The sequence below is a fragment of the Kitasatospora dryopteridis genome, assembly GCF_050749075.1.
Lineage (GTDB): Bacteria > Actinomycetota > Actinomycetes > Streptomycetales > Streptomycetaceae > Kitasatospora.
Genome location: NZ_CP192749.1, coordinates 5,871,367 through 5,887,133, shown reverse-complemented (window position 1 = coordinate 5,887,133; position 15,767 = coordinate 5,871,367). Strand labels below are relative to the sequence as shown.

The window sequence follows — 15,767 nt, the reverse complement described above, 5'->3', positions numbered from 1 at the left end:
CCGGGTGCAGATCCAATGAGGGTGCCTCGTTGGGGTGATTCGTAGGGGTTCGTGGGGTGGCCGCTGGTGTCGGCTTCTACTGTCGCCGGGGTGGAGCCTGCCGAGGGTGCGGGTAGTGAGCGAAGGTGATGGCGGTGCCGTCGTTGATCGAGGCGTTGGAGACCAGGCGGGCCGAGGTGCTGGGGCAGGTCGAGCGGCTGCGCGAGCAGATCGCTGTTCTGTCGCAGGAGTTGGCGCGGGCCGAGGAGCAGCTGTCGCGGCTGCAGATCACTCGGGAGACGGTGGAGGAGGTGCTGGCCGCGCCGTCTTCGCCGGCGTTGGGCCCGGACGGGGCGGGCGGGGCTGCCGGCGGCGTTGCCGTGGCGCTGGTGAAGGCCGAGGCGGAGCTGGATGTGACGGTGATGTCGCCGGAGTACCGGGCGATCATCGGGCTGTTCGCGACGTCGGGTAGCGCGATGCGCTGCAAGGAGGTGTGCCGGCATCTGGGGGTGGGGACCGAGCCGCGGCATGTCGAGACGATGCGTTCGAAGCTGAAGCGGCTGGCGGAGCGGGGGATCCTGGCCGAGCCGTCGCCGGGGCTGTTCAGGGTCGACGGCCGGGAGCTGGGATGGTGAACGGGGTGGAGCCGACGGGCGATGCGCTGGCTGCGTGCGAGGACGCGTTCGCCGCTTCGGCGGGTCTGTTCGCCGCAGTGACCGCGGAGCTGGCCGCCCCGGAGGCCGCCGCCTTGACGCACGCACAGCTGGAGGACCTGCTGGGAACGCGGATGCGCGAGGTCACCCGGCAGCTGTTCCAGGACCACCTGACGCTGCGGGCCAGGGACGAGGTACGCCGGGAGGACGTCGTGGACGCCGCCGGCGCCGAGCGGACCCGGATCGAGCGGGGCCGCCGCCGAACCCTGGCCACGGTGTTCGGCAAGGTCACGGTGACCCGGATTGCCTACCGGGGCGCAGGGGTGGCGGACCTTCACCCAGCGGATGCGGTGCTGAACCTGCCCGAGGGCATGCACTCGCACGGGCTGGCCAAACTCACCGCGATCGAGTCCTCCCGCGGCAGCTTCGCCGACGCCTGCGAACGGATCAACGCCATGACCGCTGCCGGGATCGGGCACCGGCAGGTCCAGGAACTCGCCGTCGACGCCGCGGCGGACATCGACACCTTCTACGACGCCCTGGTGCCGGCGCCCTGCACCGACGCCACGCCGCTGATCCTGTCCTTCGACGGCAAGGGCGTGGTGATAAGGCCGGGAGCCCTGCGTGAGCCCACGGCCAGGGCCGCGGCGGCCAAGGGCGGCAACGCGATGAAGACCCGGCTGGCGTCCGGGGAGAAACACGGCCGCAAGCGCATGGCCACCCTGGGAGCCGTCTACGACGCCGAGCCAGCGCCGCGCACGGTGGACGACGTCATCGCCGACCCCGACACGGTCCACACCGCGGCCTCCGAGCGCAGCCCGGGGCCGCAGGCCAGGTCGAAGTGGTTGTGCGGCTCGGTGAACGACACCGCCGCCCAGGTCGTGGCCGCCGCCTTCGACCAGGCCGAGCACCGCGACCCCGGGCACCACCGCCCCTGGATCGTCCTGGTCGACGGGGCCCGCCATCAGATCGACCTCATCAAGACCGAAGCACAGCGGCGGGGCGTGGACATCCATATCGTCATCGACCTGATCCACGTACTCGAATACCTGTGGCGAGCCGCCTGGTGCCTGCACGAGAGCGGCGACACCGCCGCCGAGACATGGGTCGCCCGCCACGCCCGCACCCTGCTGGCCGGCGGCGTACAGTCCACCGCCGCCGCGCTCCAGCAGGCCGCCCACGCCGCACACCTGCGCGGCGCCAAGCGCAAGGGCATCGACGAGGCGGTGAACTACCTGACCGGCAAGGCCGAACACCTGCGCTACGACACCGCCCTGGAACGCGGCTGGCCGATCGCCACCGGGATCATCGAGGGAGCCTGCCGCCACCTGGTGAAGGACCGCCTGGACATCACCGGCGCCCGCTGGGGCCTGTCCGGCGCCGAAGCCGTCCTCAAGCTGCGAGCCGTCCGCGCCAACGGCGACTTCGACACCTACTGGGCCTGGCACGAACAGCAGGAGTTCCTCCGCAACCACCAGGCCCGCTACCGCGACCAACTCATGCTCACCGCCTGATCGACAACACCCTCATTGGATCTGCACCCACGACACCATCCGCACACCCCGCAGGTTCAGCGCGGCGTGCAACAGCAGGATCACCAGGAAGATCACGAACAGGGAGGTCGACGTCGGGATGTAGCCCCACTGGAGGTTGAGGAACGCCCCCACGAACGAGGCGGCGCCGTAGTCGATCCCGGCGATTCCGCCGACCAGGCCCAGAAGGTTCAGCCAGCCGGTGAACCAGCCCCACCGCGGACCGCCCAGCCGGTGGGCCATGAAGTACAGCGCGCCCGACGTCGGGTAGGCCGAGGTGACCTCAGCCAGCGCCATGCCGACCAGGAGCACCATGAGGCCGACCCCAACCCAGCCCCACAGCATCACCGTCGGGCCACCAGTGTTGAGACCGAAAGCGAACAGCGTCATGCACCCGGAGAGGACGCTGATCACGGAGAAGGAGATAGCAAAGTTCCCGAACTCTCCCATTCTCCTGGTCAGTTTGGGCTCGTAGCCGAGCTTGCGTAGCTGAGCGTCGTCGCCCGAGCGGGCGGCATGGGAGCGGGACATCGAACGGGCCTCCACGGTAAGCGGGACAGACAGGTAGAAGGGGAGGGCGTGCTCTGGGCGGGCTCACCAGGCCATGGCAGTGGCCCGGCCGGCGTACGCCTGCGTCCGGGCGGTCTCCATGAAGTCACCAGCGCGATCAGGGGAGTCGGCAACGTAGATCCAGGGCTGCGGGGAGGCGAGCGGACCGAGAGCCTCGAACACCTCGACGGCGCGCCCCATCTGGGCACTGGCCCAGAGAGCGTGCGCCAGATAGCTCAGGTCGACAACTGGCCAGGGCTCCCGTGTCGGTGCCGCGCACCAGCTCTCGTACGCCATGGCCGCCCGGGTGAAGTGCACCTCGTGGAGCCACTGCCTGCGGACAGCGTCCTTCCGCGGCGTACGGCGGTACTGCTCGACCGACAGGTACAGCGGGAGCGCCGCGAGCGGCGACCCGGGCGGCACGCGAGGCATCACCGAGAGCACGAAGTCCGTCGCCGCTGGCGAGTACACCACTTGCCAGTACCGCAGCATTCGGTGGTGTGCCTCGCGGTTGAGCCCGTCCCGCCGGACGGCTTCGTCGAAGAGTCGCCAGGGCCCCGGGGGGAGCATCCACTCGGACGTCGGGTACCGGTGCTCCTGGTGTCGCTGCTTGGGGTCGAGCGAGGCCAGAGCCAGCAGGCACAGCCAGGGCACCGGGTCGTCCGGGAACTCCGTGGTTGCGCGGAGGCTCTCCTCCCTGGCTCCGTACTCCAGCCGGCCGGCTTCGCGGTCCCGGGCCACGCTGGCGGTCAGTGCGCGTTCGACCGCCACCCGCACCTGAAGTAGGACGAGGTCGGGGTTGGTCGGCTCCTCTCTCGCCCAGTGCCCTAGAGCATCCGATCGGGTTCCGACCAGGCCCAAGACCTGCGTCCGCGAGGACCGAAGACCCCACTGGCGACCCGTTGTTGCCATGAGTTCCCGAGTCGACAACCAACGGCCGGCCTGCAGATCCTCTACCGCGCTCCGCAGCGAGGCGTCATGCCCGGCGGGGTGGTAGACGAGCGCCTCGTTGGTGTTGGCACTCATACGACAGCTCCAAGTCTTGGCTGGTTCCTGGCCCTGGACCGGTGTCGTGTGTCCGAACGTTCGGCATCGAGCCGAAGTCGTGACACTCGGAAGTCTGGGTGCGGGAGTGAGCGTCCTGAATTGCGAGGGTGGGTGCGACCAGCGGTGAGGCCTGGTGCCTGCTGTCGACAGGCAGACGAACGTCGCACTGAACGGCAGAGGTGTGATGCGGACGGTGCTCGCGGCCCGCTTCACATGGCTGCGGCTACTACCCCTCGGGCTGCGCCGTGTGCCCGTCGGCGAAGAGGAGTGTGGGCTCGGCGAGGATGTCGCGGCCAGATTCGCTCTTGTAGATCTCGTCGACGCTGCCGAACCGGGCTGCGGCGTAGTCGAGGTCAAGTAGGGCCGCGGCCTTGCGGACCGACCTCTCGTCCGGACCTTCGATCTCGAGGAAGGTCGGGAGATCGGGCCAGGCGTCGAAGTCGAAGACGAGCTCGCCGAGGCGCCACTCCTCGCGATAGTTCTCCTGGTAGCGGACCTCGCGCAGGCCAACATGGCGGAGGATCTCGGCCATGGCGTGGATGTCGCTGACCTCGGTCTCGATCTCAGTGGTGCCGTTGATCGTGGTTGCGTCGGTAACCTGCTTGAGGGTGAGGGTCGAGCGGGTGCCCTCGTCCCGCAGGCGGATCCACTGGTTGGCGTCGAGCTCGTCGTTCTCGAAGATCTTGCGGGTGAGGAGCGTCCGAGGGAAGGCCTGGACGGCGCCGAGGGCGGCCAGCTTTGCCTGGAGACTGGCGACGTCGATAGCGAGGAACTTGGCCTCGTACTCGTGCTTCATGGGTCCTGCCTCCGTTTAGGGATGAGCGGGGCTGGTAGTGCGGTCGGCTAGGAGTAGGCGGCGCGGAAAGCGAGCCCGAGGTCAGCCGGCCTTGGCCGGTTTGGTGAATGGCCGGTCTTAGCGGCGGGGTGCCAGCAGCACGATCCGGGCGCGGCTGAGGCGACTCTCTTTCTCAGCCTTGTGAGTTCAGAGCGAGGATGGTGTCGACAACCTGTTCGGGCCCGAGGCCTGTGGTGTTGACGTGCCGCATTGGGAACTGCTCGTACGCGTTGGTGATCTCGTCGGATACCTCCTCACCGAGTACGTCCCAGCGGCTGAGCGGCTTGTCTCGCTGGGCCAGTCGCCGCCGACGTTCCTTCTCGGCGCAGATCAGGTGGTAGGCGGCGGGCTTCGGCAGGTCCGGTGGCAGTTCGATGCCGAGGCGGGCGCCGAAGGCGCGGTGGTTGGAGAGGCACCGGGCGAAATAGCTTTCCACGACGACGGGGACACCGGCGGACAGGTGGCGCTGAATCTCGTCGACCGCGGTGAACAGTCCGGAGAGGTAGAAGCACATTCGGGCCTCGACGCTGCCCTGCCGGTCCATCTCTCGCCGCAGCGGCAGGAAAAGCGGAGGCACAGTGGGGACCAGCACAGCCTTACGGGCTGCGGCGAGCATCGGTGCGATGGTCGACTTGCCGGTGCCACGCAGTCCTTCGAGACTTTCGAACAGCGGACGGTCAGACACTGGCGTACATCACGGCCGGCACGGACAGGGCGATCTCGTCGAACACGCTCGGCCGGTGGACGATCCGGTCGGCGGCCTTGTCGTACCAGAAGGCGTGGGAGTCCCTTCCGACGGCGTTGCAGGACATCGTGAGCGCCCCTCGGGGGTCGGCCTCGATCCGCGGGATCTCCTGGAGGCCATCGATGGGAGGCCCGACCTCCGAGGCACCGTCGAGTGACAGATCCTCGTCGAGGATGACCTCGATGGTCAGGTCGGTGGCGTCTCGGATCTGCTCACGCAGCCGGGCGTACAGCGTCCGGTCGGTGACGAGCAGTTCCGGGTGCTCGGCGGCGTTGCCGACCAGCCGCAGGTGGTGAAGCTTGAGCTGCCGTGCGCCGAATTCCTGCAAGGTGCGTGCCAGCGGCAGCACCTCCGCGATGTTTCGGGACGTCACCGTCATGGTCGCCCCGGTCGGTACGCCCAGTTCCCTCGCGTGCTGCAGGGCGCTGAGGGCGCCCTGGTAGCTGCCGAACTTGCGAATGCCGTCGTTGGTGGCACCGATGCCTTCCAGGGAGACCCGCAGGACGTCCAGGTACGGGGCGATTTCTGTGAGGCGGCGCTCGATGCGGTAGCCGTTGGAGCAGGTCTCGACCTGGAGGCCCAGTTCCTGCTTGGCGTACCGGACCACCTGGGTGAGGTCCTTGTACACGAAGGGCTCGCCACCGAGAAAGGTGACGCCCTTGGTGCCGTACTGCCCGCGCATGAGCGTGAGGAGGTTGATCGCCTCCTCAGGGCTGAATGCGTCAGCGTGCTTGAGTCGCTCGCCGTGGAAGCAGTGCAGACAGTCCATGTTGCAGCGGTACAGCAGCTGTAGGTACAGCATGCGGATCACGCGGATTCCGGTTACGTTCCCGATCACATCAGCCTCCTCGGCTAGGCACCTGATTGGAGACCTTGATGGTGGCCGAGGGCGACGGGACGGCGTCACCGCGAACGGTGACGGTTCCGGGACGTCCTGGGACGTTCTCAGCGTCCTGCAAATCTCCCCAGCAGGCAAAGGACGTCCTCTGTGTCGGAGAGGTCCGCCAGGACGACGGTCGCGCCAGCAGCCTCCAGCTCGGCCTGGCTGTGGATCCCAGTGGCGACCGCGATGATCCCCGAGCTGGTGGCGAGGGCCGCCTCGACATCACGCGGCGTGTCACCAACCAGCACCACAGGGGTGTCCGCAGGTAGGCCGCGGTCACGCTGGACACGAGCACGGGCAACGGCCACCAGATCAGAACGCTCGACGGCATCAGCCCCGTAAGCCCCGACCGGCAGGTCCACCAGCATGTCGAGGCCGAAGGCCGACAACTTCACGCGGGCGTTGGCCGCGATATTGCCGGTCAGTACGGAGGACACCCATCCCTCCTGCGATGAAGCGGCCTTGAGGGCTTCACGAGCGCCTGGAAGCGCTGTACCTCGCCGGCGCAGGACACCGAACCGTTCCTCACCCGCCGCCGAAAGCGCCTCATTGATGGCCGCCCAGGACGGCTCGGGCAGGTGGTGCCGACGAAACATGTCCTGCATGATCATGCGGTCCGTACGGCCCTCTGTTGATGCGGGCACGGCAGGCGACGCTCCTGCCAGCGCCGTGAATGCCGCGGCATAGATCTCCTTACTCACCCCGGCGTTGTCGATGAGCGTGTGGTCAATGTCCCAGAGGACGATGAGCTGCATACCGCCAGCGTAAGCATCCTGTCGCCCAGTCAGCGCCGCTGCGACGTTCGCCAACGTCCTTGCACGCGCACCGTCGGCTCGGCTTGTATGGCATCCGTGAACGAGCGACTTCACTCCGTACTCGCGCAGCGGGGTATCGAACCCGAGTCACTCGCCGAAGCCTGCGACGTCGACCCTAAGACCGTCGCCCGCTGGCTCGGCGGGCGTGTGCCCCATCCGCGCCACCGCTTCCGCGCCGCGCAATTCCTGCGTGTCGAGGAGACGTTCCTCTGGCCGGATACTCCGACTCGAACCGGTCGGCCTGGCAACGGATTAGGCACCGAGCTGGTAGGCACCTACCAGAACCGTGCCAGCGTCCCCAGGGACACGTGGCTGACCCTGCTACAGGAGGCGCAGAAGCAGATCGATATCCTCGTCTTCTCCGGCACCTTCTTCGCCCAGTCCAACCCACACGTCGCCAGGATGCTCGCCGAACGCGCGGCCGACGGCGTCCAAGTCCGCCTGTGCTTCGGCGACCCGAGCGGCCGGGCTGCCGCCATCCGAGGGCGTGAGGAAGGCATTGGCGACACCCTTGCAGCGAAGATCCGGGCCTCCCTCACGTACTACCGCCCACTGCTGCCGAAGGGAGACTGCGAGATCCGGCTCCACGACACCACGCTCTACAACTCCCTCTTCCGCTACGACAACGATCTACTGGTAAACCCGCACGTCTTTGGTCAGCCGGCCAGCGCCAACCCCCTTCTCCACCTCAAGCGAGTGGATGCCACGGGCTGGTTCGACAACTACGCTCAGAGCTACGAAACCGTCTGGGCCGGCGCACGGCCCTGGACGCCAGACGAAGAGGGGACCGCCACACATGGGCAGGACTGAGTACTACAACGACCCGAACGCCCCCAAGGCCAACACCCTCATCCCCGCCAGCAACCTCCTCGTCGTCGACGACTCCGGCGCCATCCTGCTCCAGCGTCGCCGCGACACTGGTCAGTGGGCTCTGCCTGGTGGAGCCCAGGACATCGGCGAGACCGCAGCTCAGTGCGCCGTGCGCGAGTGCCTGGAGGAGACCGGCATCATCGCCGAGATCACCGGCTTCCTCGGCGTCTACACCAACCCGAACCACATCGTCGCCTACACCGACGGCGAGATCCGCCAGCAGTACGAAAACGCCTACATCGGCCGCCCCGTCGGCGGTCAGCCGACGATCAACGACGAGGCCGACGGCGTCCGCTTCGTCCAGCCAGCCGATCTCAACGAGTACGACATCCACCCCAGCATGCGCCAGCAGATCGGCGACTACCTCGCTGGCACCTATCCCTACCTCGGCTGAGCCGCCAGTGCCGCCTCCACCCGCTCCACCGCAGCAAAGATCTCCGGCGCGGCCCGACGAATGAATCGTCCGACTACGCTCTCCGCACCGTAACGACTGACGATCTCCGCCACCCTCTCACCAGCAGACGTCGGCTCCCCGTCAGGCGTGGTCGTCATGTCGCACCACACCAGCGCATCCACCAGTTGCTGGTCCTCCAGCAGCGGGAACTCTGTCTCCAGCACGGCCCGCAGCCCGCGCTCCTCCGCCTCCAGCAGGGCGAACGAGTGGTTGGCCACCAGGCGAACCAGGCGACTGTCCCCGCCGTGCTCATCACGAAGGAAACGGGCACCATCCAGCGGGTGAAAGCCTGTCCTCGCGAGCCGAGGGGCGTATCCCACGTCATGGAGAACCGCCGCCGCAGACAGCAGGTCGGCATCGTCCCCCAGCAACGTCGCAAGGTCACCCGCGCGGTGCGCCACCCCGCACGAGTGGACCCATCGTCTCGGCAGCGTTGAGGCGAGTTCCTCCTCCGCCACGGCCCTTGCCCAGGTAAGACTCATGTAGCGATGATGCCCCCTCGCAGCCCGGCAGTCTCGTGAATGGCGGACGACAGCACGCTGCCAGCCCAGCACGGCGAGGTACTCACCGCCGTGATCGCTAGCGCATCCGATACTGACCTCGGCGCTTCAAGGTGATTGGCCTGTTTGTGTAGCTGACTGACGGTCTTTTGCGCGCTATGCCGTTGGTATGCGCTATGCGGATGGGGGCGGGCTGACGGCGAAGGCACGTCAGCGCCGCGAGGCGGTGCGGTTGGAGGCCGCCGCGTTGTTCGACGAAGGTGTCCCGCCGAGGGAGGTTGCCCACAGGCTGCGGGTGACCGCGAAATCGGCCTACCAGTGGCATCAGGCCTGGCGGGAGGACGGGGTCGGGGCGCTGGCCTCACGGGGACCGGGTGGGCAGCGGTGCAAGCTGTCGGCGCGGTGCCGGGAGAAGCTGGCCGGGTACCTCGAGCAGGGGCCGGCCGCTCACGGTTGGGACGAGGACCAGGTGTGGACCGGCGCGCGGGTGGCGACGCTGATCGGGCGGAAGTTCCACGTGTCCTACAGCGTCTCGGGGGCCACCCGGCTGATGCACCGGCTCGGCTTCACCCCGCAGATCCCCGCGCGCCGGGCCGCGGAACGCGACGAGCGGGTCGTGGCAGCGTGGAGGGAGGCGACCTGGGCGGAGGTAAAAGCGCCCGGGCGGCCTGCGACGGATGGCTCTGCTTCGAGGACGAAGCCGGTTTCACCCGCAGACCGCCCAGAGGACGCACCTGGGGACGCCGCGGCATCACCCCGATCGTGAAGGTGAGCGGCAGCCGCTCGGGAAGGATCTCCGTCGCCGGACTGATAGCGATGCGCCCGGGCTCACGAACCCGCCTGTGCCACCGGCTGCGACGCCACACCGGACGCGAGGGTGAGCGCCGCAGCCTGTCCGAACACGACTACATCGGGCTGATAGACGGGATACACCGGCTGGTCAGAGCGCCCATCGTGCTCGTGTGGGACCGGCTGAACACCCACGTCTCCCATACGATGCGCGACCTGATCGACGCGCGGGACTGGCTGACGGTGTTCGTGCTGCCCTCATACGCACCCGAACTGAACGCGGTCGAGTACCTGTGGGCCCACGTCAAACGCAGTCTGGCGAACCTCGCCAGCGTCGCCCTCGACCGGCTCGAAGCCGTCGTCCGCAACCGCCTCAAACGACTGCAGTACCGCCCCGACCTCCTCGACGGCTTCCTCACCGGAACCGGACTCTCCCTCGACCTCCCACCGCCATCACCTTGAAACGCCGAGGTCAGTAAGCCCCGGCTGATGCGCTCCTCGTTGCGGACCGGCCCCTCGGGACAGGCGTCGGCAAGAAGGCCACGCTTCTGAGCCCGCGGTGCCTGTTCCCGGACGGCATTGAACAGGGGAGCCCGTGACCCGTCGGACCCGCAGTGACTCCCGTCCGTGCTACTCCATGCCGTGATTGCGCACGAGCAGACATTCGGTGCTCCCACGCCGCTGACCGCCCGAGCCATCGATACGACATCAATATGCCTGTGAGTAAGCCAGGTTCTGCGCTGGGCGCAGGGGCTCCGATCCGCGATATACCTCGCTGTACTCCGAGAACGTCCCAGGACGTCCTGCAACCGTCCCGGTTCGTGGTGACGCCGTCCCGTCGCACTCGGCCACCATCGCACTCAGCGGCCGCGCCCGGGGATGGCTGGCCGCCCGGATTGCGGATAGGCATCCCTGAAGGCATGCGGAGCAGGGGACCCCTTCGGAGGGCCCGATGGCGACCCTGGCCGTGCCGCGAGACGACGTCGCCAAGACTGACCACTCGTACAGACCACCAACAGCGCCAAGCCCAGCGCCTGCCCCCGACTTTGTGTCCGCGTGCTCCCTGTCGTACGCGGAGACCAGCCGGCTGCGCGGGATCCCGGTGGTCTACCCGAGGAACCGGCACGCCAAGCCCGTCCCTGGCCATTGCTGGCCAGCGACGCGTGTTCGGCGCGCCCCGACACCGGAGGAGCACGCGTCATGACCAGAATCCCCAGGTACCGCAGGGCCGTTGTCACGGGTGGGGCTGGGTTCATCGGCTCGCACCTGTGCGATGCCCTCATCCAGGCCGGAACCGCCGTCGTCTGCGTGGACAACTTCCTGACCGGCAGCCGGGACAACATCGCCCACCTGCTCGGATCAGACCGCTTCGAGCTGCTGGAGCAGGACGTCAACGACAAGCTGGCGGTCGACGGAGAGGTCGACCTCGTCCTCCACCTGGCCTCGCCCGCCTCGCCGGCCGACTACCTGCGCCACCCCATCCCGACCCTGTCGGTCGGCTCCGTCGGCACCCTGAGCGCACTGGAGCTCGCGAGGGACCGGGCCGCGCGCTTCGTGCTCGCCTCGACCTCCGAGGTATACGGCGACCCGCACCAGCACCCGCAGACCGAGTCGTACTGGGGCAACGTCAACCCGATCGGCCCGCGCAGTGTCTACGACGAGGCCAAGCGCTTCGCCGAGGCCGCCACCGCCGCCTACCGCCGCGAGTACGGGACCGACACCGCCATCGTGCGGATCTTCAACACCTTCGGGCCCCACATGCGCGCCGACGACGGCCGCGCGGTGCCGGCCTTCATCACCCGGGCCCTGCGCGGACAGCAGCTCCAGGTCGCCGGCGACGGCAGCCAGAGCCGCTCCCTGTGCTACGTGGACGACACCGTGGCCGGGCTCCTGGCTGTGGCGGCCAGCGACCACGCCGGTCCGGTGAACCTGGGCACCGAGGACGAGCGGACCGTCCTGGAGATCGCCCGGCTGGTCCTCGACCTCACCGGCTCCACCGGCGGGATCGAGTTCGTCGACCTGCCGACCGACGACCCCGCTCGCCGTCGCCCCGACACCTCGCTGGCCCGTCGCGAGTTCGGCTGGGTACCCCGGACCGCGGTGAGCGATGGCCTGGCCGCCACCATCGCCTGGTTCACCGAGCAGCTCACTGCGAAGGCCGCGCGGTGAACGCCCCGGCCGCCGAGACTCTGGAGCTGCTGCGTGCCTACGGCTTCGCGGTCGTGCCGGACGTCGTCACCGAACCGCTGCTGACCCGACTGCGTGAAGAGGCCGCAGCCCTCGTCGCCTTGTTCGGTGGCGGGCACCGCAGCGAGGACTTCTGGCACTTCACCCGCGAGGGCTCCAGCACCCCGGTGCTCTACCGCATCCACAACCTCGAACAGCAACCGGAAGCGCGGCTCGCCGCAGGCCTGTTCGCCGCCGGACCGTTGCATCGTCTCGCCGAGGACCTGCTCGGTCGTCCGGCGCGCGCTCGCGTGATCGCGATGATCGTCAAGATGCCCTGGGTGGCCGCCGCCGTGCCCTGGCACCGCGACCGCACCAACGTCGCCCCGGGCACCGCGATCAACCTGAGTCTGTTCCTGGACGACTCGGACGGCGACAACGGCTGCCTTGAATTCGTACCCGGCTCGCACCTCCTGCCCGATGGCGCCGACGCCGAGCACGTGCGGGCCGACGACTCGGTCCAGGCGGTGTCGGCGAAGGCCGGCGACGTGGCCATCCACGACGTGCGGATTGTCCACGCCTCTCGGCCCAACCCCTCCGCCCGGCCGCGCCGCAGTCTCGTCATCGAGTTCGTCCTCGCTGGCATGGAGGCAGAATGACCACCGCCGACACCGGCCGCCGCCCGAAGGTCGCCGCGATCACGGTCGGCACGAACGAGTCCCGCTGGATCCCCGCTTGCCTCGCCTCCCTGCTCGCCAGCCGCACGCCGGGCCTGGACCTCACGGTCTGGTACGTCGACAACGCCTCCACCGACGGCAGCACCGCTCTGGTTCGCGACTCCTTCCCCGCCGTCCGCGTCATCCAGAACGACGCCAACCTCGGCTTCGCCCAGGCCAACAACGTCGGCATGCGGGCCGCCCTGGACGACGGCGCCGACTACGTGTTCCTCGTCAACCCCGACACCCGAACTCCAGACGACCTGGTCAGCTCGCTGGCCGCCTTCATGGAGGCGTGGCCGGAGTACGGCATCTGCGGGCCCATGCAGTACCAGTACACCGAGGGCGACACGGTAACCCTCGGCAAGTACAACGACTGGTCGAGCACCGCCCTGCGCTGGGGTGAGGCCGACGGCTTCGCCGGGGACCGGCCCACCCGGCCCTCCCCAGCAAGCCTCCAGGAAGGCCGCGCTCCCGGCACCCTCGAACACGCCTACGTCCAGGGCGCCGCGTTCTTCGTTCGGGCCGATGTCCTTCGCAGCCTCGGCCTGTTCGACCGGGTGTTCCACACGTACTACGAGGAGACCGACCTGTGCCGGCGCGCCCGCTGGGCGGGCTGGAGGGTCGCGCTCAACCTCAACCTCGGCATTCAGCACTTCGGCGGCGGAGGCACTGGGGACAGCCCGTACCGGCGGATCCAGATGCGCCGCAACCGGTACTACTTCCTCGCCACCGACATCACCTGGCCTGCTCCCGACGCCCTCAGTCTGGCCTGGCAGTGGCTGCGCGAGGACCTGCGCGGCCGGTCCGTCGGTGGCGCCACCACCGTCCTGCGCGGCTGGGTCGAGACCGCCGCTGCCGCCTGGTGGTTGCTGCGACTGGCGCCGACGATCGCCCAGCGCCGCCGCGCCCACCACCAGCTACGGGCCGTACGCCCAGCTGAGCTCACCGGGAGCGCTTCGTGACGAGGCTGCTGATCGCCGGGGACTTCCACTGGCAGGCGGGCTCCAGTCACGTGATCGCGGAGTACGTCAAGGTAGCGCCCGTCCTTGACTGCGAGGTCGCCCTCGCCGGGCCGCTCTGCCGCCTCGACGACCAGATCCCCACCCTGCTGCCGGTCGTCGACGACCTCGCCTGGGGCACCCACCTCGTTCTCGTCTTCGAAGGCCGCCAGTTCCTCGACGACCGGAAGATCGAGCTGTGCGAGCGGTTCCCCCGCGAGCGCCGAATCGTTCTGGACCCCGACGCGCACTGGGGCGGGCCCACCACCCTCGGCGCCGACGACTCCGCCGGCCCCTACGGACACCAGCAGTGGCAGGAGCTCTACCGCGGGCTCAGCGACCACGTCCTCCAGCCCCGCCTCGGCGAACTGCCCGACGGAGCACGGTTCTTCCCCTACTTCGGCATGCCCAGGCCCGTACGCCGCCCCGAGCAAGCACCGCACCCCAGCCAGCTGCCGTACGAGCTGCAATACGTCGGCGCGAACTGGTGGCGCTGGGACGCCCTTGCCGCCCTTGTCGAGGCCGCCCGCTCCGCCCGACCGCCACTGACCCGCCTGCGGGTCGCCGGACGCTGGTGGACCGGCACCCCTCACCCGGACCACCTCACCGCCACCAGCAACCGGCCCGGCTGGCTCACCGACCGCGGCGTGAGCGTCACCGGTCCCGTCCCGTTCGGCAAGGTGCTCGCACAGATGGCCAAAGCCGCCGTCACCCCGGTGCTGGCCCGCCCGCTGCTCGCCCATCAGCGCCTGCTCACCCCACGCATGTTCGAGACCGTCGCGGCGGGCACCATGCCCGCCCTTCCCCCCGAACTCGCCTACACCACCGACCTCTACGGCGACGAGATCACCCCCTTCATCCTCGGCGACGACCCTGCCGAGGACCTCGCCCGCCTGCTGCGCGACGCCATCACCAACCGCGCACAGCTGAGCCGGATCCAGGACCGCCTGCACCAGCGCTACAACTACCGGCGCGTCCTGGCCCAACTCCTCGCCGTCACTCACTGAGCCAGGAGGCCCACCCATGCCCACCGTCCTGATCACCGGTGTCACCAGCTGCGAGAGCCGGGGCGTCGAAGCCCTCGTCCGTTCCCTCGCCACCGCCCTGACCACCGAGCCCGGCACCACGGTCACCGTCCTGACCCAGACCCCCGACCTGGACGCCGTCGCCCTCGCCGGCACAGGGGCCGTCTGCGTCGCGGACCCGTTCGTCGTCTCCCGCTCCTGGGCCACCATGCGGCCGGTCGAAACCGAGCACCACCTCGCCGAACGCGCCCAGCGCCTCATCCACGACGCGGACCTGGTACTCGCCACGGGCGGCGACCTCCACACCGCCGACTACGGCGTCTCCACTCGCTACCTTCTGGCGCTCGCCGCAGCCCAGAAGCACGGCGTCGCGACCGCGATGCTCGGCCAGTCCGTCGGCCCGTTCACCGATCCCGCCGAAGCGCAGGCGTTCAGCGAAGTCGCCGCCCGCCTCGACCTGCTGACCGTGCGCGAGACTTCCAGCCTGCACTACCTCACCGAGCAGCTGGCCTTGCCCGAGGAAAAGGTGGCGCTCTCCGCCGACCCGGCGTTCCTTCTCCACCCCGCCGACCATGGTCGGGCCCGACAGGTACTCACCGCCGCCGGCCTGCCGGACAGGCAACCGTACGTGTGCTTGGCGCCGAGCCGCGGCGTCACCCGTTACAGCGCGATCAGCGACGCCGAGCACGTCGACGCGCTGGCCCGCCTCGCCGACGCCCTCTGGCGCATCCGCCAGCACGCGCTCGTGCTCGTACCGCACTGCCACGACTCCCGCGACCACAACGACGACCGCATTCTCGCCCGACAGATCGCCGCCCGCCTCCCGGCCGTCCCCGTACACGTCCTCGACCAGGACGGCACCGGGGCCGCGGACTACAAGGCGATCCTCGGCGGGGCCGACCTCGTCATCTCCGAGCGGCTCCACGCCTCCATCGGCGCCCTGTCGAGTGGAACCCCGGCCGTCGCCATCGGCCACTCCCCGAAGTTCCACGGCGTCCTCGCCGACACCTACGGCCCCGCCGTCCCGGCCGGCACCGTCCACCACGACGTCGCGGCCTTCACCAAGGACCAGGCCGCCGCCGAAACGCTCGCCCGCCTCGACGCCGACGCCCTGCGCGAGCACCTGGCGGACCGGCTCCCCGCCATCACTGCCATGGCCGACGCCGACCTCCGGCTCGTCCACGACCTCCTCAACGCCTGAACCACCG

The 15,767-nt window shown here is 69.1% G+C and carries 16 protein-coding genes and 1 pseudogene; 10 read left to right on the top strand and 7 right to left on the bottom strand.

Annotated elements, in window-relative coordinates; genetic code table 11:
• Nucleotides 1–134 precede the first annotated feature (134 nt).
• Together ACQ614_RS26535 and ACQ614_RS26530 are read left to right on the top strand one after the other, a co-directional pair.
• A complete protein-coding gene (locus tag ACQ614_RS26535; protein ID WP_431681221.1) occupies nt 135–614 on the top strand; it encodes a hypothetical protein in 480 nt (159 codons plus the stop codon).
• Nucleotides 608–2,146: an ISKra4 family transposase gene (locus ACQ614_RS26530; protein ID WP_431681220.1), complete on the top strand. Its 1,539-nt coding sequence runs from the start codon at nt 608–610 to the stop codon at nt 2,144–2,146. Before ACQ614_RS26535 ends, ACQ614_RS26530 begins: the two co-directional genes overlap by 7 nt.
• A 30-nt stretch (nt 2,147–2,176) precedes the next feature.
• Here ACQ614_RS26530 and ACQ614_RS26525 read toward each other — a convergent pair.
• From ACQ614_RS26525 to ACQ614_RS26500, 6 genes and pseudogenes are all read right to left on the bottom strand, one after another.
• Nucleotides 2,177–2,695, bottom strand: a pseudogene (locus ACQ614_RS26525) (amino acid permease); the annotation flags it as partial.
• 63 nt (nt 2,696–2,758) lie between these two features.
• The gene (locus ACQ614_RS26520) at nt 2,759–3,484 is read right to left on the bottom strand and encodes a hypothetical protein (protein ID WP_431681219.1); all 726 of its coding nucleotides are present in this window, start codon (nt 3,482–3,484) and stop codon (nt 2,759–2,761) included.
• Between the two features lie 502 nt (nt 3,485–3,986).
• Complete coding sequence (locus ACQ614_RS26515; protein ID WP_431681217.1) at nt 3,987–4,556, bottom strand: class IV adenylate cyclase; 570 nt, start codon at nt 4,554–4,556, stop codon at nt 3,987–3,989.
• Between the two features lie 172 nt (nt 4,557–4,728).
• Nucleotides 4,729–5,211, bottom strand: a complete 483-nt coding sequence (locus tag ACQ614_RS26510; protein WP_431681215.1) for a hypothetical protein — start codon at nt 5,209–5,211, stop codon at nt 4,729–4,731.
• A gap of 61 nt (nt 5,212–5,272) precedes the next feature.
• The gene (locus tag ACQ614_RS26505; protein ID WP_431681213.1) at nt 5,273–6,178 is read right to left on the bottom strand and encodes a radical SAM protein; all 906 of its coding nucleotides are present in this window, start codon (nt 6,176–6,178) and stop codon (nt 5,273–5,275) included.
• 107 nt (nt 6,179–6,285) lie between these two features.
• Nucleotides 6,286–6,978: a haloacid dehalogenase-like hydrolase gene (locus ACQ614_RS26500; protein WP_431681211.1), complete on the bottom strand. Its 693-nt coding sequence runs from the start codon at nt 6,976–6,978 to the stop codon at nt 6,286–6,288.
• 96 nt (nt 6,979–7,074) lie between these two features.
• Here ACQ614_RS26500 and ACQ614_RS26495 point away from each other — a divergent pair, with 96 nt between their 5' ends.
• Complete coding sequence (locus ACQ614_RS26495; protein WP_431681210.1) at nt 7,075–7,848, top strand: XRE family transcriptional regulator; 774 nt, start codon at nt 7,075–7,077, stop codon at nt 7,846–7,848.
• Complete coding sequence (locus tag ACQ614_RS26490) at nt 7,835–8,302, top strand: NUDIX hydrolase (protein WP_431681208.1); 468 nt, start codon at nt 7,835–7,837, stop codon at nt 8,300–8,302. Before ACQ614_RS26495 ends, ACQ614_RS26490 begins: the two co-directional genes overlap by 14 nt.
• Here the strand turns inward: ACQ614_RS26490 and ACQ614_RS26485 are convergent.
• The gene (locus ACQ614_RS26485) at nt 8,290–8,844 is read right to left on the bottom strand and encodes an HD domain-containing protein (RefSeq protein WP_431681207.1); all 555 of its coding nucleotides are present in this window, start codon (nt 8,842–8,844) and stop codon (nt 8,290–8,292) included. The two genes, ACQ614_RS26490 and ACQ614_RS26485, sit on opposite strands and share 13 nt — an antisense overlap.
• Before the next feature lie 187 nt (nt 8,845–9,031).
• Here ACQ614_RS26485 and ACQ614_RS26480 point away from each other — a divergent pair.
• The 6 genes from ACQ614_RS26480 to ACQ614_RS26455 all read left to right on the top strand — a co-directional run bounded on the left by ACQ614_RS26480 (nt 9,032) and on the right by ACQ614_RS26455 (nt 15,760).
• Nucleotides 9,032–10,113 (top strand): IS630 family transposase gene (locus ACQ614_RS26480; RefSeq protein WP_431675994.1). Its coding sequence is split into 2 segments (ribosomal slippage): nt 9,032–9,517 and nt 9,520–10,113, totalling 1,080 coding nucleotides; the frame shifts between segments, so codons are not numbered across the junction.
• Nucleotides 10,114–10,851: 738 nt separating this feature from the next.
• The gene (locus ACQ614_RS26475; RefSeq protein ID WP_431681206.1) at nt 10,852–11,820 is read left to right on the top strand and encodes an NAD-dependent epimerase/dehydratase family protein; all 969 of its coding nucleotides are present in this window, start codon (nt 10,852–10,854) and stop codon (nt 11,818–11,820) included.
• The gene (locus tag ACQ614_RS26470) at nt 11,817–12,476 is read left to right on the top strand and encodes a phytanoyl-CoA dioxygenase family protein (protein ID WP_431681205.1); all 660 of its coding nucleotides are present in this window, start codon (nt 11,817–11,819) and stop codon (nt 12,474–12,476) included. The genes ACQ614_RS26475 and ACQ614_RS26470 overlap by 4 nt, the downstream gene beginning before the upstream one ends.
• Nucleotides 12,473–13,498, top strand: coding sequence for a glycosyltransferase family 2 protein (locus ACQ614_RS26465; RefSeq protein ID WP_431681203.1), 1,026 nt, complete (start codon nt 12,473–12,475; stop codon nt 13,496–13,498). Before ACQ614_RS26470 ends, ACQ614_RS26465 begins: the two co-directional genes overlap by 4 nt.
• Nucleotides 13,495–14,541 carry a glycosyltransferase family protein gene (locus tag ACQ614_RS26460; protein WP_431681202.1) on the top strand — a complete coding sequence of 349 codons (1,047 nt, stop codon included), beginning with the start codon at nt 13,495–13,497 and terminating at the stop codon, nt 14,539–14,541. Before ACQ614_RS26465 ends, ACQ614_RS26460 begins: the two co-directional genes overlap by 4 nt.
• 16 nt (nt 14,542–14,557) lie before the next feature.
• Nucleotides 14,558–15,760, top strand: a complete 1,203-nt coding sequence (locus ACQ614_RS26455) for a polysaccharide pyruvyl transferase family protein (protein ID WP_431681200.1) — start codon at nt 14,558–14,560, stop codon at nt 15,758–15,760.
• Nucleotides 15,761–15,767: the final 7 nt, after the last annotated feature.